This window comes from Enterococcus sp. AZ079, from assembly GCF_050547255.1.
GTDB lineage: Bacteria > Bacillota > Bacilli > Lactobacillales > Enterococcaceae > Enterococcus_D > Enterococcus_D casseliflavus.
On sequence record NZ_CP172955.1, the window covers coordinates 222,843 to 243,716 of the forward strand.

The 20,874-nt window shown below is 45.1% G+C and carries 18 protein-coding genes and 1 other RNA gene; 12 read left to right on the plus strand and 7 right to left on the minus strand.

Translation table 11 applies throughout. From position 1 onward, the window contains the following. The first annotated feature begins 6 nt into the window (after positions 1–6). A complete protein-coding gene (locus IGJ15_RS01155) occupies positions 7–1,191 on the plus strand; it encodes an acetate/propionate family kinase (protein WP_005233419.1) in 1,185 nt (394 codons plus the stop codon). A gap of 348 nt (positions 1,192–1,539) precedes the next feature. Further along, a complete protein-coding gene (locus IGJ15_RS01160) occupies positions 1,540–3,000 on the plus strand; it encodes a peptide MFS transporter (RefSeq protein WP_010749029.1) in 1,461 nt (486 codons plus the stop codon). A gap of 95 nt (positions 3,001–3,095) precedes the next feature. Here the strand turns inward: IGJ15_RS01160 and abc-f are convergent, their stop codons facing one another. The 3 genes from abc-f to IGJ15_RS01175 all read right to left on the minus strand — a co-directional run bounded on the left by abc-f (position 3,096) and on the right by IGJ15_RS01175 (position 6,993). Beyond that, on the minus strand, positions 3,096–4,679 hold the full coding sequence (abc-f, locus tag IGJ15_RS01165) for a ribosomal protection-like ABC-F family protein (protein ID WP_010749030.1): 1,584 nt from the start codon (positions 4,677–4,679) through the stop codon (positions 3,096–3,098). 104 nt (positions 4,680–4,783) lie between these two features. Beyond that, on the minus strand, positions 4,784–4,912 hold the full coding sequence (locus tag IGJ15_RS01170) for a hypothetical protein (RefSeq protein WP_010749031.1): 129 nt from the start codon (positions 4,910–4,912) through the stop codon (positions 4,784–4,786). 80 nt (positions 4,913–4,992) lie between these two features. Next, positions 4,993–6,993, minus strand: a complete 2,001-nt coding sequence (locus tag IGJ15_RS01175) for a KUP/HAK/KT family potassium transporter (RefSeq protein WP_005227748.1) — start codon at positions 6,991–6,993, stop codon at positions 4,993–4,995. Between the two features lie 270 nt (positions 6,994–7,263). On the opposite strand from IGJ15_RS01175, the gene IGJ15_RS01180 reads away from it, so the two are divergent. Together IGJ15_RS01180 and IGJ15_RS01185 are read left to right on the plus strand one after the other, a co-directional pair. Continuing rightward, on the plus strand, positions 7,264–8,019 hold the full coding sequence (locus tag IGJ15_RS01180; RefSeq protein WP_005227750.1) for an ABC transporter ATP-binding protein: 756 nt from the start codon (positions 7,264–7,266) through the stop codon (positions 8,017–8,019). Beyond that, positions 8,020–9,600, plus strand: coding sequence for an ABC transporter (locus IGJ15_RS01185; RefSeq protein ID WP_430599241.1), 1,581 nt, complete (start codon positions 8,020–8,022; stop codon positions 9,598–9,600). A 284-nt stretch (positions 9,601–9,884) separates the two neighbouring features. Here IGJ15_RS01185 and IGJ15_RS01190 read toward each other — a convergent pair whose 3' ends face one another. The 4 genes from IGJ15_RS01190 to IGJ15_RS01205 all read right to left on the minus strand — a co-directional run bounded on the left by IGJ15_RS01190 (position 9,885) and on the right by IGJ15_RS01205 (position 12,427). Further along, entirely contained in the window at positions 9,885–10,364 is a 480-nt protein-coding gene (locus IGJ15_RS01190; protein ID WP_010749033.1) for a universal stress protein, read from the minus strand. 64 nt (positions 10,365–10,428) lie between these two features. Beyond that, positions 10,429–10,719, minus strand: a complete 291-nt coding sequence (locus IGJ15_RS01195) for a hypothetical protein (protein ID WP_010749034.1) — start codon at positions 10,717–10,719, stop codon at positions 10,429–10,431. Between the two features lie 167 nt (positions 10,720–10,886). After that, positions 10,887–11,081, minus strand: a non-coding RNA gene (ssrS, locus tag IGJ15_RS01200) — 6S RNA. A 68-nt stretch (positions 11,082–11,149) separates the two neighbouring features. Continuing rightward, entirely contained in the window at positions 11,150–12,427 is a 1,278-nt protein-coding gene (locus IGJ15_RS01205) for a replication-associated recombination protein A (protein WP_010749035.1), read from the minus strand. 216 nt (positions 12,428–12,643) lie between these two features. Between IGJ15_RS01205 and IGJ15_RS01210 the strand changes: the two genes are divergently transcribed. The 8 genes from IGJ15_RS01210 to IGJ15_RS01245 all read left to right on the plus strand — a co-directional run bounded on the left by IGJ15_RS01210 (position 12,644) and on the right by IGJ15_RS01245 (position 20,869). Then, positions 12,644–13,264 (plus strand): DNA-3-methyladenine glycosylase, encoded by a 621-nt coding sequence (locus IGJ15_RS01210; protein WP_010749036.1) that lies wholly within the window; start codon positions 12,644–12,646, stop codon positions 13,262–13,264. Between the two features lie 16 nt (positions 13,265–13,280). Beyond that, positions 13,281–13,769 carry a DUF3013 family protein gene (locus IGJ15_RS01215; RefSeq protein WP_430599242.1) on the plus strand — a complete coding sequence of 163 codons (489 nt, stop codon included), beginning with the start codon at positions 13,281–13,283 and terminating at the stop codon, positions 13,767–13,769. 11 nt (positions 13,770–13,780) lie between these two features. Further along, positions 13,781–14,728 carry a 50S ribosomal protein L11 methyltransferase gene (prmA, locus tag IGJ15_RS01220; protein ID WP_010749037.1) on the plus strand — a complete coding sequence of 316 codons (948 nt, stop codon included), beginning with the start codon at positions 13,781–13,783 and terminating at the stop codon, positions 14,726–14,728. 1 nt (position 14,729) lies between these two features. Further along, positions 14,730–15,485, plus strand: a complete 756-nt coding sequence (locus tag IGJ15_RS01225; RefSeq protein WP_005227767.1) for a 16S rRNA (uracil(1498)-N(3))-methyltransferase — start codon at positions 14,730–14,732, stop codon at positions 15,483–15,485. Positions 15,486–15,489: 4 nt separating this feature from the next. Next, positions 15,490–16,155, plus strand: a complete 666-nt coding sequence (locus IGJ15_RS01230; RefSeq protein WP_005227769.1) for a hypothetical protein — start codon at positions 15,490–15,492, stop codon at positions 16,153–16,155. 187 nt (positions 16,156–16,342) lie between these two features. After that, positions 16,343–18,553 (plus strand): RelA/SpoT family protein, encoded by a 2,211-nt coding sequence (locus IGJ15_RS01235; protein ID WP_010749038.1) that lies wholly within the window; start codon positions 16,343–16,345, stop codon positions 18,551–18,553. A 6-nt stretch (positions 18,554–18,559) separates the two neighbouring features. Then, entirely contained in the window at positions 18,560–19,006 is a 447-nt protein-coding gene (gene dtd / locus IGJ15_RS01240) for a D-aminoacyl-tRNA deacylase (RefSeq protein WP_010749039.1), read from the plus strand. Positions 19,007–19,318: 312 nt separating this feature from the next. Then, on the plus strand, positions 19,319–20,869 hold the full coding sequence (locus tag IGJ15_RS01245; RefSeq protein WP_142962449.1) for an FtsX-like permease family protein: 1,551 nt from the start codon (positions 19,319–19,321) through the stop codon (positions 20,867–20,869). The last annotated feature ends 5 nt before the right edge of the window (positions 20,870–20,874 follow it).

Genomic DNA, 20,874 nt, shown 5'->3' on the forward strand with positions numbered 1-20,874 from the left:
ATCATCATGTCAAAAACAATCGCAATCAATGCTGGAAGTTCAAGTTTAAAATGGCAATTATATCAAATGCCAGAGGAAACAGTTGTCGCTAAAGGAATCGTTGAACGAATCGGTTTGAAAGATTCTATCTTTACCATCAAATATGGGGAAGATCAAAAATTCGAACAAATCATCGACATCAACGATCACGAAGTAGCTGTAAAAATGTTATTGGATCAACTGATCGAATTAAACATTTTAGGTGCCTATGATGAAATCACTGGCGTCGGTCACCGCGTCGTTCACGGCGGAGAAGATTTCCCTGATTCAGTTGTGATCACAGACGAAGTGATGGAACGCATCCAAGCATTGGCTGAATTTGCGCCATTACACAACCCAGCAAACTTGATGGGGATCACTGCTTTCAAAAAAATCTTGCCAGAAATCATCAGTGTCGCTGTTTTTGATACTTCTTTCCATGCAACGATGCCAAAACACAATTACCTATACAGCTTGCCATTAGAGTACTATAACGAGTTTAAAGTACGTAAATATGGCTTCCACGGTACAAGCCACCGTTATGTTTCTGAGCGTGCGGCAGAAATGTTAGGCAAACCAATCGAAGAACTAAAAATCATCACTTGCCATCTAGGAAACGGTGCGTCGATCACGGCGGTTGACGGCGGAAAATCAGTAGATACATCAATGGGCTTCACGCCATTAGCTGGTGTAACGATGGGCACACGTTCAGGTGACATCGATCCTGCTGTTTTGCCTTACTTAATGGAAAAATTAGATTTGAACATCGATGAAATGGTGGATGTTTTAAACAAAAAATCTGGTTTATTAGGCTTAACTGGTATTTCCAGCGACATGCGCGATCTAGAAGCAAACTACGACAAAGAAGAAGTCAAAGTTGCTTATGACGTCTTTACTGACCGCATCCGTAAATACATCGGTGGCTATGTCACAACCATGAACGGTGTCGATGCAATCGTCTTTACTGCTGGTATCGGTGAAAATGATGCCCACGTCCGCAGCGAAGTTATCAAAGGCATGACTTGGTTTGGTTGCGAATTAGATGCCGATCAAAATGCAAAACGCGGCGAAGAATTAGTGATCTCAACTGAAGAGTCAAAAGTCAAAGTACTTTTGATCCCAACAGATGAAGAATTAATGATCGCTCGTGATGTGGAACGTTTACGCGGCTAATTCTTAGAATAGAAGAGGAAGCACATGCAAGAGAAATGCTTGCATGTGCTTTTTTTGTAGGAAAGTCCGCAAAATGGGGTTAGAGAGAAAAATTGGTGAAGACCATTTTCTAATTTTTTAAACAGAAAATTTAATAATTATACATATGAAAATTGGCTCATACTGCACCTAGGTGGAGGGCTTCTCATTTTGCTTTCATTTGAATTTAAATTTCCCTCCTTTTTTACAAGATGTTCTCAGGGAAATACCCTTGTAAAAGTTGCCAAATGGGAATAAACTGGCATTTGTGAATTTTCAGAAAAATTCCGCTATTTTATTTTCATTAATTTTTATAAGGGGCCATTACATATGGAAAAAGAAAAAACATTCTTAGGTCAGCCGCGAGGGCTGTCGACTTTATTCTTCACGGAAATGTGGGAACGATTCAGTTATTATGGTATGCGGGCGATTTTGGTGTACTTCATGTACGATGCAGTTGCCAACGGCGGCTTAGGGTTGCCAAAAGGAACGGCTGTAGCGATCATGTCGATTTACGGTTCCTTAGTGTATATGTCAAGTATTGTTGGCGGCTGGATCTCGGACCGTCTTTTAGGATCAAATAAATCCGTCTTTTATGGTGGGATCTTGATCATGTTAGGACACATCGTCTTGGCAACACCTTTAGGGATTCCAGCGTTGTTTGTGTCCATGATGCTGATCGTCATTGGAACCGGACTCTTGAAATCCAACGTGTCGGGTATGGTGGGGCATTTATACAGCAAAGACGATATCCGTCGGGATGCTGGTTTCTCGATTTTCTATATGGGGATCAATATCGGCGGCTTGTTAGCACCGATCATCGTCGGTATCTTAGGCCAAGAGGTCAACTACCACTTAGGTTTTTCGATTGCTGCCATCGGGATGTTCATCGGTTTGGTGCAGTACTATGTGCAAGGAAAAACAACGTTGAAAAGTGTAGCGATCGCGCCAACGAATCCCTTATCGGCAGCCGAAAAGAAAACCTTCTTCCGAGCAGTCGTTCTAGTTCTTCTCGCATTGGCAGTGTTGTTTGGCGCAGCAGCTGCAACTGGCCATCTGACGGTTGATTTCTTCATCAACTTTATCAGTGTTCTAGGTATTTTCTTACCGATCTACTACTTTACCAAAATGCTGCGTTCGAAAGATGTCACGCCAGATGAAAAGAAAAAAGTGTTGGCCTACATTCCGCTGTTTTTGTCAGCGATCGTCTTTTGGTCATTAGAAGAACAAGGCTCATCGATCTTGGCATTGTTTGCCGCTGACCGTACGCAATCGACGTTATTCGGCATCAATATTCCAGCAAGTTTGTATCAAACCTTAAATCCACTTTTTGTCGTCTTACTGACACCTGTTTTTGTCTGGTTGTGGACCAAACTAGGCTCTCGTCAGCCACGGACAGAAGTGAAGTTTGCCATCGGTTTAGTCTTAGCCGGTATGTCCTTTCTATTGCTAATGCTGCCAAGCCTTTTGTTTGGAGTAGAAGAACGGGTCAGCCCATTATGGTTGGTATTGAGCTTCTTCATTATGATTGCAGGGGAAATGTGTCTTTCACCAGTGGGCTTATCGGTGACGACTAAACTAGCGCCGAAAGCCTTCGAAGCACAAACTTTGGCGATTTGGTTGTTAGCAGACGCTTCTTCACAAGCCATCAATGCGCAAATCGCTCGGTTCTACACACCGCAAACAGAAGGGATGTACTATGGCATCGTCGGCGGAGTAGCCGTTGTTGTCGGCATCATCTTGTATTTAGCTAGAAAACCGATCCGCAACTTGATCGGCAACATTCATTGATCAAAAAATAAAAACTTGATTTTCCGCCTACACATGGATTGAACAACCCATGCATACGATAGGAAAATCAAGTTTTTTTGTTGCGAATCAATGTCTTAGTCAATCAAGGGGCTCAGGGACTGGCGCGTGATTTGCTGCTGTGCAATGACCAGGGCCTCTTGGAAGTGCTGCTGTAAAAAGTAGCGGTCATGGCTGACTGCCAGCAGGGTCCCTTGATAATCTTGCAGCATTTCTTCAATTTCTTCTCGGGCATAGCTGTCGAGGTGATTGGTTGGTTCATCCAAAATCAGGACGTTGATTTTTTCTAAAAAGAGTTTCAGTAACGCCAAACGGATTTTTTCACCACCAGATAAATCTTTGATTCGTTTGGCCACATCACTTTGATAAAACCCGCTTTTGGCCAATTGCCGACGAGCAGCCTCTTCGTTTCCTGTCAACGTCTGTACGTAGGCCAACAAGCGGCTCTCAGGATCGGCAAACTGCAGCTGTTGGGGCAAATAGCCGATTTGTAAGCTGCTGCCGCGCTTGATGGTGCCGCCGCTAGGAAGCTCCTCACCGAGAAGTAATTTGAGTAAGGTTGATTTTCCTGTACCATTGTCGCCGATGATGGCTAGATGCTCCCCACGGTAGATTGCAAAAGTGCTGTCTTTGAATAGGAGCTGATCGGCGTATTGCTGGTGCAAATCGTGAACCATGAACACCTCTTTGCCTGATTTTCCGCCATTTGCCAAGCCATGCAGCCGATTTTTCGGGGGCGCTGGCGGTTTGACCAGCGTTAGTTTCGCTAGGCGGCGTTCCAATTCTTTGGCTTTTTTGAAGAAGGATTCATTGTCTCCTTCATGGGCCCACTGACGAAACCGACGAATCATGACTTTCAGCCGCTGGACTTCTTTTTGCTGCAGTTCGTAATTTTTGGTCAGCTCCGCCAAGCGAGCTTCTTTCAAGACACGAAATCGGCTGTAATTTCCAGGATACTCAACCAAGGCGCCTTCTTCCAGTTCCCAGGTCTTGGTGGTGACTTGATCGAGAAAGTGCCGATCGTGAGAAACGACTAGAACCGCTTTTTTCGTATTCTGTAAATAATTTTCCAACCAGCGGATACTGGAAAGATCCAAGTGATTGGTTGGTTCATCCAGTAACAGCAAGTCAGCATCGGCAACTAGCACTTTGGCTAAAGCGACTTTGACCCGTTCACCGCCGCTAAGCTCTGTTAAGCGTGCGTCCTGCCGATGGGGAATTCCTAAGCCTTGTAAGATCGCGGAAATACGGTCTTCCAATCCATAGCCGCCCAGCTCTTCAAAGCGCTGCTGCAGTTCGCCATAACGGATCAGACACTTCTCTAAATCAGTATCGGGTTCTGCCATCAAGGCTTCGTAATGGCTCATTTGCTGCTTGAGTTCTTGAATGGTAGCAGCAGAATGGAGCAGGTAGTGGGTAACGGTTGCTTCAGAAACTGTCAGCTCTTGCTCGACCGTCCCGATCCTCAAGCCTTTTTGGCGGCTGATAACGCCGCTATCGACGCCTTCACTGCCAGTCAAGATTTGTAAAAAGGTTGATTTGCCCGTTCCGTTGATGCCGACTAGGGCAATTTTTTCCCCAGCTTCGATTTGGCAGGCTAACTCCTCAAATAACGGATTCCCGCCGATGGTTTTTTTAATAGCAATTGCTTGTATAATCATGATCTCTCTCCTTGAGACCACTCAAAAAGGCCATGGATATCCATGGCCAGTGTTATTTAAACTCAGATTTTCTTGAGAAAAATACCTTGAGATGGCCATTGATTTTACGTAAATGTAACTGTTTTGGACAGACTCGTCCCGTCAACAGCAACTGTAAAACCAATTGCATGGCTAAATGCGATATGGTATCGTTGGTAATTTTCATTACTTGTTATTTTAGTCATGCGCATCATGGTAGTTTTCCCTCCTTTGTGTCTTTGTCTTTTCAGTGTACCTGAAAGTATCAGAAAGTTCAACCAGTACTGGCGGTTTCTTAGCGTTCCTCGATGCGTAATTCTGTCAGAGAGCTTTCTTTCATCTGACCGATGACTAATGGAACGGTCTCATGAACCACATCACTGTATTCTAAGCCGAACCAGCGTTCAGGTGAAATGGTATGGCGTTTGATAAAAAGCTTCGTCTGCATGACTTGCTTCTGCCATTTGCTTAATGCAGTTGCATTCGACAGCTCTTCTTCGATCATCACGAATTGGAAATCGCCCACATTGCGTCCAGGCGTTAAGGAGTAGCGTTGCGGCTGCAGCGGCAAGCGACCATCTTTCATCAATTCTTGAATGATTTGGCGAATGTAGAGATTGACTTCTTGCGGCACCCGAAAGCCGAGATAAAGCTTTAGTTTAACGATAAAATCGGTATCTGCCATCGAAACTTCATATTTTTTCGTATAGGGTTCGTCGGTGACTTCCACATTGACGAACCAATACACTTTGGCACGTTTTGGCCGTTTGTCTAAAATGGAATAGATGAACTGCTGACCGATCTGATCGTCTTGCAGTTTAGGAACCATGAAGACGACGTTCGTCTGAGATAACGGCAAAGAATCATCTTCCCGCAACTGTTTCAATTGAGGGATGTAGGTAGAAAGCGCAACTTCTTCGGCAGCATTTTCTTGAATACGATTGCCCCATTCCCAAATCAGCATCACGCCGATGATCACGCTGGCTAATAAGATGGCAACGTAACCGCCATGGAAAAATTTGGTCGCACTGGAGATAAAGAAAATCCCCTCGATCGCTGCAAAAAAGAGCGTGATGAACGGTGCCAAGAAACGGGTCTTCTTGTTTTGGTGCAAGTAGAAATACAGCAAAATAGTGGTCATCAACATCGTTACCGTAATGGCCAATCCATAAGCAGCTTCCATCCGAGTAGAGGTCTGGAAGAACAAGACCACGCCAGAACAGGCGATCCACAGCAAGGTGTTTAAGGCAGGAATATACATTTGCCCGATAGACGCCCCCGGATAGATGATTTGCATCCGCGGCAATAGTTTCAACTTGATGGCTTCAGAAACCAGGGTAAAGGAGCCAGACAGCAGGGCTTGCGAAGCTATGATGGCAGCGAGGGTGGCAAAGCTGACACCAAAGACTGTCCACCCTTGCGGCAACGCTTGGAAGAATGGATTCAAGTTTTCGATTTCTTGATAAGTCGGGTTTTGATAGACTTGCAGCAACCACGCCGCTTGACCAAAGTAATTTAGCATCAAGCAGATTTTGATATAGGGCCAGCTGGCATAAATGTTTTTCTTGCCCACGTGACCTAAGTCTGAGTAGAGGGCTTCCGCACCAGTCGTTGCCAAAAAGATATTGCCGAGAATAAAGAGACCGGCACTGTTATCGGGACTAAAGAGCAAATTGATCGCATAACGGGGATCAAGGGCGCGAATCACCGAAAGGTCACCAGCAAAGTTCATCACCCCGACGATCCCTAAGAAAGTGAACCAGCCTAGCATGATCGGTCCGAAGGCTTTGCCGACAAACTCAGTCCCAAAGCGCTGCAGGGCAAAGAGGACCAATAAGATTGCTAAGGTGATGCCGACGATGATCGATTGGTCATTGCCGAAGCGATCAAAAAAGACTGGAATCCCCCGTAATCCTTCGATGGCAGTGGTCACCGTCACGGCTGGCGTCAACACGCCATCTGCTAGCAGGGCTGCGCCCCCGATGATTGCTGGAATAATCAAATAGCGGCTGTTTTTACGAACTAGAGTATAAAGGGAGAAAATCCCGCCTTCTCCATGATTATCCGCGTTTAATGCGATCAAGACGTACTTGATCGTCGTTAACAGCGTTAGCGTCCAAAAGACGAGCGAGACGCTGCCTAAGATAAAATCGGGTGTTAAGGTGCGTAGTCCGCCATTGTCCTCCACCAGGGCTTTCATTACGTAAAGCGGGCTCGTACCGATATCACCGTAGACCACCCCCATGGCGACTAAAAGTCCGCCGGCAGTCACTTTTTTCATTTTACTTGAACTCATTGACTGTTTTCCCTCCATTTTAAACTGCAAAAAGACCTAAGCGGCCCCTTGCCACTTAGGTCTTGCAAGAAACATCTTAAACCAGCGGATTCCCGCTTGCTGTTGATCTAAGATCATGGAACGATCCATGTGCTACTCCCCTAAAGTGCTCTTATTATCTTTGTTTTTGCAGCTCCTGTCAATTGATTTGTTAAAAATGGCAATAAACATTTTTCATTTCCTGCTTTTCAGCGTAAGATAACAATAGGTATGGAATAAGGAGGCAGGAAAATGATTGAGATCAAGAATCTGACGAAACAGTATGGACCAAAAAAAGCGTTGTCTGATCTTTCCCTGACGATCCGTCAAGGGGAGATCTTTGGCTTTCTGGGACACAACGGAGCAGGGAAGTCGACCACGATCAAAAGCTTAGTGAGTATTTTGCAACCGACGAGTGGGGAAATCTATTTTGATGGCCAATCCCTCGTGGAACATCGCGAAGCGATAAAAAAACAAATTGCTTATGTGCCAGACACGCCAGATTTGTTTTTACAGCTAACGGCAGGGGAGTATTGGGACTTGATTGCCGCAGCGTATGAGGTGCCAGCAGCGGAAAAGGCCGAGCGTTTGCAAAAATTAGGGCGCTTGTTTGATATGCTGTCTCATGAAGAAGAGACCATCGCCAGCTTTTCCCATGGAATGCGGCAAAAAACGCTGCTGATTGGGGCATTGATCCCCGATCCAGACATTTGGATCTTGGATGAACCATTACAAGGCTTAGATCCCCAAGCGGCGTATGATTTAAAAGAAATGATGAAACAGCACGCTGCCAAGGGCAAGACCGTGATTTTTTCCACCCACGTCTTGGACACCGCCCAGCAGTTGTGCGATCAATTGGCGATTTTGAAAAAAGGTGAGCTGCTGTACAATGGCTCAGTGGCAGATTTGCTGGCACAGCATCCGTCGCTTTCTTTGGAAACGATCTATCTGCAAATGACTGGGAGAAGTCAAGAAGAAGCGATTCTTGCAGAAGCGGAGGAAGCGTAGATGCGAAAACAACAATTTCTGACTCTGACCTCCGTTAATTTGCGGTATGCCAATCCCCAACTGACAGATAAAGCCCGCAAAAAAGGCAAGGCTGGTTCGACTTTGACCAGTTATTTGTTGTTTCAATATGCGTTTTCTGGGGTAGTATTTCTGCTAGTCTATGGGTTGACGATGATTACATTGGATTTTAGTCAGATGCCAGGCTTTTTTACCTATTATGTCGCTTTGTTCGGGATCTTAGGCTTTTCCCAAGGGATTTCGTCCATTTACAATGTCTTTTTCGAGAGTCAAGATCTGCCAGCGTATTTGCCGCTGCCTTTTCGACAGAGTGAAATTTTTCTGGCAAAGATCGTGGTGGTGTTTCTCACCGTTGCGCCGTTTATTTTTCCTCTGTTGGTCTTATTTCTCCTGACAGGGATTCGGGCAAACGTCTTTTTCTTGTTGACGATCTTATGGGCGTTCTTGCTGTTCGGCTTGTTTTTAGTCTTGATCTTCAGCATTTGCAGCTTGATCGTCTTCAGCCTGACCCGCACCAAGTTTTTCTTGAAGCATAAAAAATTGGTCACTAGTTTATTGCTAGGCGTGACGATGCTGGTTGTTGTGATCGGGGTCTTAATGATGAATCAGGTGAATACTTATGAGACAGACGTGGTAGATCGGGGAGCGATCAGCTTTTTATTGCCCTTTTATTATGTGATGGTGGCACCGTTTCAAACGACTGGTTTGCTTAGCTTGCTAGGGATCATCGTCACAGCAGGCGTGTTGCTTTTTGCCCTCTATCGATTGATCTTGCCGAAGTTTTATGAGCAAGTGGCAGCCGCGGCGCCCAACCAAGGGAGTGTTCGTCGGAAGCATAAACCCAACCAAGGATTGGGCCAGCTGTTGTTTAATTACAATTCGCAGTTGATCCGAGATCCGAATTTGATCATGCAAGTCTTTTCTTCTTCATTGCTGATGCCCATCATTTTCTTAGTGTCCTTTGTGTTTACAGGAGCGATTCAGTTAAGTGAATTGGATGAGCGGTTTATCGGTGTCGTTTTTGTGGCGGGGATCGCCTTGGCAGCATTGATGGTCAACCCGACTTCTTTTATCAGTAATTTGATCTCACTGGATCAGGAGAATTTCTTGTTTGTCCGCTCCTTGCCGCTATCGATGAAGAGCTACTTGCGGGAAAAATTCCGCTTTGGCGTCGTATTGCAGCTGAGCTTAACGGCAGTCATCGTGCTGGCAGCAGTCCTTCTCTTCAAAATGCCACTGATTTTGGCTGTCTCTTTTCTAGTAGGGGCACTTTGGAGCAGTTTTCTTTTGTGCTTGAAATATTTTGCTCGTGATTATCGGCTGCTGCTTTTGGACTGGACCAACATCAGTCAATTGTTTACGAGAGGGGCGGGGAGTCTTGGGCTAGCCATTGGAACGATCGCAACGCTGTTTCTTTCCATCATTGTTATCATCCTTTACGGCTTTGCTGTGACTTCGCTTGATTTTTGGTTATTGAATGGTCCGGTTTTCTTTGTGATTCTCTTGACCAGCGGCCTCTGGATAGCCCATTATCACCATAGATTTTGGCGTCGTTTTTCCTAAGGGAAGCGACGCTTTGCTTTTTTTATTTAAGGATGGGTAAATTAACTATTTATTCAGAAAATTCAGAAAAACTCTTTACAATCAAGCGGAAACATGGTTAGATAGGAGTACCTATTACTTTGCTTTCATTTTTTGCTGTACAAGTTTGGATAACCGACTTGTCAAAGAGCTGTGACCAAAGTCAAAAAGACCAATGAGACCTGAGCGCTCGTTGCATCTTTTGCTTTTGTCGCGGCTTTTTTTGTACAAAAAAACCTGCCAAGCAGCGGCAGGTCGTCTCACTATTAAGCTTTCGTGTGGTCTTTTGCTGGGACTTTGTTTTCTAGGTCTGTCCGTACAACTAACACATCACAGCCGGCATGGCGAATGACATATTCAGAAACGGAACCGATAAAGATTCGTTCCACGGCATTTAAACCAGTGGCACCGATCATAATCAAATCGATGTCGTGATCTTCGGGCAATTGTTTGGCAATGATCGGTTTTGGCGAGCCGTATTCGATCACAGTTTTGACCGCAGTTACTTGATGCTTGCGGGCATAATCCTCATAGTCTTTCAAGGTTTGTTTGGCCATTTCGGTTGCTTGTTCAGCAAGCATGCCGTCAAAAGAAGAAACGGTTTGAAAGGCACGAGTGTCGATCACATGTGCTAAAACCAATTCAGAATCATTCCGCTGTGCCACGTTCACGGCTTTTTTGAAGGCTAATTCTGACTCGCTAGACCCATCGACGGCTACCATGATTCGTTGATATTGTTGTAACATAAGAAACACTCCCATCTGTTATCTTCTACTTTTATTGTAATGCTTTTTTCTGGAAAAAGAAAACCTAATCTTTCTTTTTTTTCATTTTTTGTGCCAGCAAGATGCTGAAAGATGCGGAAGAGAGCAGCAATAAAGCCAAATAAAACAAGGCAATCAGCTCCTTATCGACAAAGCCCACAACCAATGCCACCACGCCTAAAAGGAAATGAATGAGACTATAGGTTTTTAAGAAGACCTTATTCGCCTCGGTGGTAGGGATCAAAGTGAAAAAAATCGCTTGTTTGGCATAAAGCAAATAACTGGTGCCGAATAATACGAGTGCCACGATCGTAAATAATAGAAGAATCATAAACATACGCCATCCTGTCCTAAGTTGATAAGTTTAGTATAGCGAACCCTAGAAAGAATAGCAAAAGCCACCCTTACTCTGATGTCAGGCAAGGACGTTTCACTGTTGCTAGCGGTTAGAAAACGCAAAAAAGCCATCTGTTAAAAACAGATGGCACATTCTAAAAAGAATGGGTAATATCCGTTGATGCCGTTCTTTTTCCCATAGTATTGATCCCGCAAATTCTAGCAGGTGGGTTCCACGGTCTAAGCTTCGAACTACCAAAGGAAAAGGCATGTTACCAGCATTGACACAAGACGGATCCCAAGATATCAATAAAAATGTTCGGTCAACACACAAAAGGGACAACTCGTACATCACAGAATTCCCACCCTTATAGTAGCATAGGAATGACGAAGGTGCAATAAAGTTGTTTGAAAACGATACCAAAAAGTCACTATTTTTTCTTCTTTCGCTGCTGCAATTGTTGGTACCGTTGACCTAAGGCTTGCTCATATTTACCAGTGGCTTTTGGTTGGTAATAATGAGTATTTTTCAGCTTATCAGGTAAGTATTGCTGATCGACCCAGGCATCATCAAAATTATGCGGGTATTGATAGCCGACACCCCGATTCAAGCTTTCTGCACCCTTGTAATGACTGTCTCGTAAATGATCCGGGACATCGCCAGCTTTACCGCTGCGAATATCTGCGATCGCTGCATCCAATGCCATGTAGGCAGAGTTGGATTTTGGTGACAGACATAGATCGACCACTGTATCGGCTAACGGAATCCGAGCTTCTGGCAAGCCCAAACGTTCAGCGGCTAACACAGCATTGACGGTTCGAGCAGCGGCTGCTGGGTTAGCTAAACCAATGTCTTCATAGCCGATGACCATTAAGCGCCGACAAATGATCGCCAGATCGCCTGCCTCTACTAAACGACCTAAGTAATGCAGCGCACCATCCACATCGCTGCCGCGAATCGATTTTTGAAAAGCAGAGATCACATCATAGTGCGCATCCCCATCTTTATCGTGGGTCAATGCTTTACGCTGGACGCACTCTTCGATGATCGCTAAGGTCAAATGAATAATGCCGTCTGGTCCTTTTGGGGTGGAACGAGCAGCGAGCTCTAAGCCGTTTAGCGCACTTCGTAAATCACCGTTGGTCGCTCGCGAGAGATGCAAGCGGGCATCATCGGTCAATACGATGGTTTCTGATCCAAGTCCGCGAGTTTCATCTGCTAAGGCTTGATCAATGGCGGTCAAAATGTCTTCTTCTTGGAGCGGTTTGACTTCAAAAATCTGTGTCCGACTGCGAATCGCTGGATTGATCGTAATGTAGGGATTTTCCGTCGTGGCACCGATCATAATGATCTTTCCGCTTTCTAAATGGGACAGTAAAAAGTCTTGTTTTGTCTTGTCTAGTCGATGGACTTCATCAAGCAATAAAATGACAGTACCGCTCATTTTGGCTTCCTCTGCCACGATCTGCAGGTCTTTTTTTGTATCCGTGGCGGCGTTCAGCATGCGAAACGCATAGCGTGTCGAGCCGGCGATCGCACTGGCAATGCTGGTTTTTCCGGTTCCCGGCGGTCCGTATAGGATCATCGAAGAAAGCATTTTGGCTTCGACCATTCGGCGAATGATTTTCCCCGGGCCAACCAAATGCTGCTGTCCGACGACTTCATCTAAGTTCCGTGGCCGCATTCGATAAGCAAGTGGCTGCTGCATAAAACGATCCTCTCCTTTTCCTGTAAGTATAACATAAGAACGTATATTCTCATAAACAAGCTGATTTGCGTCTTTACAGAAACAAAAGGGCGCTTATTTTCCACTCAGTCAGCAAAAATCAGGTTCGTTGAAAAGAAATCGTTGAGATCGTCGTAACTCTGTAGTCAAAGATAGTAAGTTCGCCGAGAATTGTGTAGAATAAAGAGGGTGATGAGAATGGATGAATTAATGGCACTTTTTGCGACACAGCCGACAACGACCATCGCACGTGCCTTATTAGGAATGTATTTGGAACATGAGACCCCAGAAGGAACAGTAGGTGGGTATATCGTGGATTGTGAAGCGTATCTAGGTCCCGATGATCTGGCGGCTCATAGTGTGGGCATGCGAAACACACCAAGGGTTCGGGCGATGTATCAGGAACCAGGTACGATTTATTTATATACGATGCATACGCATCGAATCGTCAACTTTATTACGCAGCCAAAAGGCATCCCGCAAGGAATCATGATTCGCGGGCTAGAACCGGTGGATGGGATCGCCTTGATGGAACAACAACGACAAAAAACAGGACCGGATGTAGCCAACGGCCCCGGGAAACTGGTACAGGCACTGCAGATCCCCGCTGAGCTTTATGGCGAATCGATTTTTACAAGCCCACTGCATTTGGTTCCTGAGCGCCGACGTACCCCAAAAGAAATTTTGGCATTGCCTCGGATCGGTATCCCAAATAAAGGGGAATGGACCCAGATGCCGCTTCGTTTTGCGGTGGCTGGCAATCCGTATTTGACAAATATACGAAAAACCGCTGTTCAGCAAGACCATGGATGGTGTTAAGAAAGAAGGAATAGTGATGGCGAAAGAAACGATATTGACTTACTTAGATCAGCGATTAACGAAAAAAATCACCGACTATGATGTGGCGATCGATTGGGATGCCAAAAATCATACGATCGAATTGGTGCTGCGCTTGTTTGCTGAAAATCCTCACCACGTGCAGATCGACGATGCACAAGGTGTGGCATCAGAAGAATCGATCATTGAATTTGAAGATGGGATTTTGCTGTATGATCCACAAAAATCAACGTTTGATGAAGAAGATTATTTAGCGACGATCCCTTATGCAGGGAAAAAAGGGATCCAAAAAGCCTTGTTAGACGGATTGGTTGATTACATTCAAGAAATTTTAGAAGAAGGCCAAAGCGATCTGCTTGATTTCTTGAACGATGACAGTGAAGAAGCGATCTTTGAATTGCGATTCAACGAAGAAGAATTTGTGGAGAAAATGACGAACTATCAAGCGGGAGCTGGGGAAACCATGATCCCGTACCCTAGTTACTAAGGAGAACGAACATGAAATGGAATGAAGTAACCGTAGCGACAGCTAGCGAAGCAGTGGAAGCAGTCGCCAATATTTTAATGGAACACGGAGCAAGTGGGGTAGCGATCGAGGACGTTTTAGATATCGAAAATTTTAAAAGCGATGCGTATGGCGAAATTTTGGATAAAGAAACCTATACGACCTTAGAAGAAGGCGCCCAAGTCAGTGCCTATTTCCCAGAGACGATCTTTTTACCAGAAGTGCTGCCGACGATCAAAGCAGCCATCGACCGTCTGCCAGAATATGGTTTGGCGATCGGCAAAAACACCATCACAACGAGCGAGGTCGTGGAAGAAGCATGGGCGACGGCCTGGAAAAAATATTACCATCCAGTCCGTATCTCCCGCTATCTGACGATCGTGCCGAGCTGGGAAAACTATCAACCGCTGCAAGAAGATGAAAAGATCATCACCCTTGATCCGGGGATGGCTTTTGGAACCGGCACGCATCCTACGACACGCTTGACATTACAAGCCCTAGAAGTCTACTTGCGAGGCGGTGAAACCGTCTTAGATGTCGGGACGGGCTCAGGCGTGTTGAGTATCGCCAGTAAATATTTAGGTGCCAAAGACGTGTTCGCTTATGATCTAGATGAAGTCGCTGTGAGGTCCGCCCAAGAAAATATGGCGATGAACCCTATTGCTCACGATGTGACCGTGCAGGCCAATGATCTCTTGCAAGGAGTGACGGTCCCTGCTGATCTTATCGTTGCCAATATTTTAGCGGACATCATTCTATTGATGATCCCTGATGCGTGGCGTCTATTGAAGCAAGAAGGGACCTTGATCGTTTCTGGGATCATTGAGACGAAAAAACAATTAGTGATCGATGCCATGATCGCACAAGGCTTTGAGATCGATCAATTGTTCAATCAAAAAGACTGGTATGCGATCGCCTTTAAAAAACCAGAGGTAGAGTAAGATGCAGCGATATTTTTTACAGGAGCCTTATGAAGCAAAAGCGGTGTTTGCCGTTTCGGGAGAACCCTTCCACCATATGATCCGAGTGATGCGCATGACTCCCGGGGCAAAAGTCGGTTTAGTGTTTGAGGATCATTTGGCGATCATTGCCAAGATCAAAGAAGCCGATGAAGAAACGGTGTACTTAGAGGAAGTCGAAAAAGAACAGCAGGACAAGGAATTGCCGCTGCAGGTCACGATCGCTAGCGGCTACCCGAAAGGCGACAAGCTGGAATTGATCGTTCAAAAAGGAACGGAGCTGGGGGCGGCAGCCTTTATCGGTTTTCCTGCACAAACTTCGGTCGTGAAATGGGATCAAAAGAAATTACAGAAAAAGCAGCAACGGCTGCAAAAAATCGCCCAAGAAGCGGCGGAGCAGTCCCAACGGCAGATCGTACCAGCCATCACGCTGCTGGATAACGCCAAAGCATTTTGGCAAAGCCTCAGTCAGTATGATGCGGTCCTAGTGGCTTATGAAGAATCAGCCAAGCAAGGAGAAGCGGCGATGCTGCTGCAAGTGATCACCGCATTGCCTGTTGGCAGCAAAGTTTTAGCGATCTTTGGTCCAGAAGGCGGTCTGACCCCCTCCGAAATCGAAGAAGCCCAGCAAAACAATGCCAAATTATGCGGGTTAGGCCCTCGAATTTTACGAACAGAAACAGCCCCGTTTTATTTTTTAAGTGCTGTCAGTGTGCTAACGGAATTAAAGAGGATGTGAGTTGATGAATAAGAACCAAGAAGCAATCAGTGTCCGTTTGTTGACGGCCGATCTGACCGACTGGGTCTTGAAGGATTTTATCAATCAATATAAGACGACCTTAAAGGAAGTCGTCGTTTTGCCTAGTGCCATTCGGCGAGCGAAAATCTTGGCACAAGGCTCTTCCCTACAAATCGGCGCAGTGATCGATTACCCCCTTGCCCAAGGAACACTGGCAAAGGTGGCGTTTGAAATTGGTCGGGCGTTTATGGAAGGCGCCGATTTTTTGGAAGTCTGGCTGCCAGCTTCTTCCTTCATGGAAAATGATCGTGGCTTTGCGGAGCTGACTGAAACGATCCGCTCCTTGACCTTGACAGGAGGAGAGATCCGCTTAGCTGTGCAAACCGAGATCATGAATGAATTGACGAAGATCCAAGTAGCACAACGCTTGAAAGAAGAAGCTTGGCCAAAGATTGTGTTAGGGCAAAAACAACCACTAGCAGAAGCATTGCATGACGTGAGCTTGTTTTCCTTAGATGGCGGCAGTCAACTGTCGATCCAGATCAATCCTGACACAGTCGATGAACAAGCGCTGCAATCACTACAGGCTGCTGGCGCTGAGAAAATCGGGCTCTCGTATCATGTTTTTGAAGAATTGCTTAAGGACCAGCCGTCGCCCGATGTGCTTTGAACAACAGCGATTGAAAAATAGCTGAAAAATTTGTATAATAATACTACTAAATAAGAACTGCAGGTTAGACAGGAGTCCCATGCTTAGAACGTTTGTCCGCAAGGCTTTGGGTGCGTGACGAAACGTTAACAGCGACTTCTGTCTGCCTTTTTGATAGCACAAAAAAGAAAAGCAGGAGGCGGAATGAATGGCAAAAGAAGTTATATTGACCGGGCCCAATGTCATCAAATTGGTCGCTCATTATATGAGTGAAGAACATGTTGCCTTTGTCCAAAAAGCATTAGATTACGCGACAGAAGCCCATAAAGAACAATTCCGTAAATCCGGCGAGCCTTACATTATTCATCCAATCCAAGTTGCGGGGATCTTGGCAGAATTGCAGATGGACCCTCATACCGTTGCAACTGGTTTTTTGCATGATGTCGTCGAAGATACCGATGTGACGTTAGCCGATCTGAAAGAAGAATTCGGTGCCGATGTAGCGATGCTAGTGGATGGCGTGACCAAGCTGGGTAAGATCAAGTACAAATCTCATGAAGAACAATTAGCAGAAAATCATCGGAAAATGTTGATCGCCATGGCGCAAGATTTACGGGTCATCATGGTCAAACTGGCTGACCGTTTACATAATATGCGTACGTTGAAACATCTGCGGGAAGACAAACAACGCCGCATCGCCCAAGAAACGATGGAAATCTATGCCCCATTGGCTCATCGTTTAGGGATCAGCCGCATCAAATGGGAATTAGAAGATATTTCTTTGCGTTATTTGAATCCACAGCAATATTACCGAATCGTGCATTTGATGCAGACAAAGCGAGAAGAACGGGAATCCTACGTTTCTGAAACCGTAGAAGAGATTCGAATCGCCACCGAGGAACTAGATATCTATGCTGAGATCTATGGCCGACCAAAGCATATTTACTCAATCTATCGCAAGATGAAAGACCAAAAGAAACAGTTCAATGAAATCTATGATTTGTTGGCGATCCGAGTGATCGTTGACTCCATCAAAGATTGTTATGCGGTTTTGGGAACGATCCATACAAAATGGAAACCAATGCCTGGGCGGTTCAAGGATTATATCGCGATGCCAAAAGCCAACATGTACCAATCGCTGCATACGACGGTCATTGGTCCCAAAGGCAATCCTGTCGAGATCCAAATTCGGACCCATGAAATGCATGAGATCGCTGAATTTGGGGTTGCTGCGCACTGGGCCTATAAAGAAGGCAAGACCGAAAAAGTCAGAGCCGACAAGATGACCCAACAAGTTGGCTGGTTCCGCGAAATCTTGGAACTACAAGATGAAAGCTATGATGCTTCTGAATTTATGGAAGGTGTCAAAGGCGATATTTTCAGCGACAAAGTCTATGTATTTACGCCAAAAGGTGATGTGACGGAGTTGCCTCAAGGCTCCAGTCCCCTGGATTTTGCCTATAGCATCCATACCGACATCGGTAACAAAACCACCGGCGCCAAGGTCAACGGCAAGATGGTCCAATTGGACTACAAGCTAAAAAATGGGGACATTATCGAGATCTTGACCTCACCAAATTCCTTTGGCCCAAGCCGCGACTGGGTCAAACTAGTGGCTACCAGCAAAGCGAAGAACAAAATCAAACGATTTTTTAAAGCCCAAGATCGTGATGAAAACATCATCAAAGGGCATGAGGCAGTGGTTCGTACCTTACAAGATATGGGCTTTGTGCCGAAAGAATTTTTGACGAAAAGCAAAATGGCGGAAGCTTGCGAACGGTTCAACTACCAAACAGAAGATGATCTATTTGCCTCTGTCGGCTATGGGGAAGTTAGTCCCACGACTTTAGCCAACCGTTTGACCGAAGAAGAACGGCGCGAGAAACAAATCGAGAAGCAAAAGCAGCAAGTCCAAGAGATGATCAATCAACCAGCGAAAAAAGAACCAGAAAAAATGAAGGTTCGTCACGAAGGCGGCATTGTCATTGAAGGGGTCGATAACTTGTTGATCCGCATCTCCCGCTGCTGCAATCCGGTCCCTGGGGATTCGATCGTCGGCTACATTACCAAAGGCCGAGGAATCTCGATCCACCGCAGCGATTGTCCCAATGTTCAAAACAAAGACGCCGCGAACCGTTTGATCGATGTTGAGTGGGAAGATGCCACCGACATCAACAAAGAATACGATGCCGATCTTGAGATCTACGGCTATGATCGTTCTGGGTTGCTCAATGATGTCTTACAGACAGTCAACACTGTCACGAAGCGCTTAGTGAGTGTCGAAGCCAAAACCAACAAAGACAAAATGGCAACGATCCGCATCACGGTGGCGATTCAGAATTTGACTCATTTGAAATCGATCGTTGATAAAATCAAGCAGATTCCAGATGTTTACAGCGTCAGACGTACGAAGGGATGAGAAAGAATGCGGGCAGTGATCCAGCGAGTCAGTCAAGCAAGTGTGTCGATTGAGGAGAATATCGTCGGTGCGATCCAACAAGGGTTTATGGTTTTATTGGGGATCACCCATGAGGATACAGGCGACGATGTGGCTTATCTCGTAAGAAAAATCAAAAATCTGCGGGTTTTTGAAGACGAAGAAGGTAAAATGAATCGGTCACTGGAAAGTATAAATGGCGCCGTCTTGAGTATTTCACAGTTCACCCTCTATGGGGAGACCAAGAAAGGCAATCGCCCTAGCTTCATTCAAGCGGCACCGCCAAGTATTGCGATCCCGCTTTACGAAGCCTTTAATGAAGGTTTACAAGCCGAAGGCATCACTGTTGCTACTGGAAAATTTGGTGCAGATATGCAAGTCGCCTTGGTCAATGATGGCCCGGTGACGATCGTGATCGATACGAAAGAAAAATAAGTGATACAAAACGAAGGATTTTCTCGCTGGGAAAGAGTGAGAGAATTCCTTCGTTTTTTTATACTCTCGAAAGCGCCAAGCATTTTTGATGGAATTCAAGTAAAATTTAAGTTGAAATCGGGAAATCTTACAAAACTGTTAGCAAAAATACCATTCTTTTATTTGTTATTTAACATCTTTTTCTTGTTCTTTTATAAGGGTTTTTAAATGGAAATATCGTTTGTACTCGTTTTTTAATATTTAAAATTCGAAAAACGATCCTTTATTGCGATTGTTCTTGAGGGAGAAGTATGGAATAATTGTTAAAAAATAATGTCACTGGAGGAAAAAACAATGAACTTTTGGCAGCGTGCATTAAAAAGTATCACCAGAAGAAAAGGGAAATCATTTATTTTATTTTTAGTTCTATTTATTCTAGGCAATGTGATCGCTGGTGCTGTAGCAATTCAACAATCCACTGCCAACGTGGAGCGAGAGACGAAACGCAAAATGGGGAACGTAGCTACGGTGGAAATGGATTGGGAAGGTTTTGAAAAAGAGCATGCAGATGCTTCGGACGAAGAGCGGTCTCAAGAAGATTTTTATCCGAAACCACCAGCGCTGGATGTTTATGAGCAAATCGGTCAGTTAAGCTATGTGAAATATTTTGATTACCAAAATCAAGCTTGGTTAGAAACAACAAAATTGAAAGCCTATACGCCGGAGGATGGCTCGGTTGGCATGGGTGGCAACTATTTCTCTTTGAAGGGCGGAAATTTGGTTGAGCCATTAGACATGCAAGAAGGCTTGATTCGCTTGGAGGAAGGCGAGGGATTAACAGAAAAAGATGTCAGTGAGTTGACGAATGCGGTATTGATCAGTAAAGAGATCGCAGAATTGAACAACCTGAGTGTCGGTGATCAATTGGTATGGGATACACGGGCAGAAGTCATGATGGAAGGTGGTTCAAGCGAGGGAGTGAGTGACGATAGTGAGGATGCGACGGACGAAACGGCTGAAAGTGGCAATCGTGTCGCAACCTTTGATTATCCTGTGACCATTGCAGGGATCTTTTCTGTCGTTAAAAAGGATCAAAGCAATCAAGGCAGTTCATCAGATCAAAGCAATTCTCAAAATAGTGATCAGATATGGCAAGTGATGGATCAAATCAACACCTTTTATGCTAGCAATAATTTAGTGCAAGATTTTAACAAATTGCAGTCTGAAAAGCTTTGGGGTCAAGAAGTGATCGAAGAAGAGTCAGACGCCTATTATCAACCGATCTTTGTCCTAAATTCAACGGATGACGTCGAAGCCTTTAAACAAGAAGCCGGTGCGTTATTGCCGCAATACTACCGCGTCATTGCCAATACGGATCAATACGAGCAGATCGCCGGTGGTTTTACTCGTTTAGGGGTGATCGCAAATTACATCGTAATCATTGCATCGATCGCAACCATCTTTATCATTTCCTTAGTGGTCCTACTTTTCTTACGAGATCGGAAACAAGAATTAGGCATCTATCTCTCCTTGGGGGAAAGCCGTGGGAAAGTCATTGGTCAGATCGTGATTGAAGTCTTGCTGGTTAGTTTAGCCGCACTGCTATTGTCCTTAGTGACCGGGAACTTATTAGGTGGGGCCGTTTCAAATACTTTGATGCAAAACGATTGGATGAGCAATCAAAATGAGATGGGCGGTGTTTATTCTGGCGGTTTGATGGCAGCTAATATTGATTACATGGATATCAAGAATGCTTATCAAGTGTCCTTCTCAGCCGGCTACATCATCACGTATCTGCTGTTAGGTTTAGGAACTGTCTTACTCTCAGCGATTTTACCGCTATTGTATATTTTACGCTTGAATCCAAAGAAAATCATGATGTAGGAGGA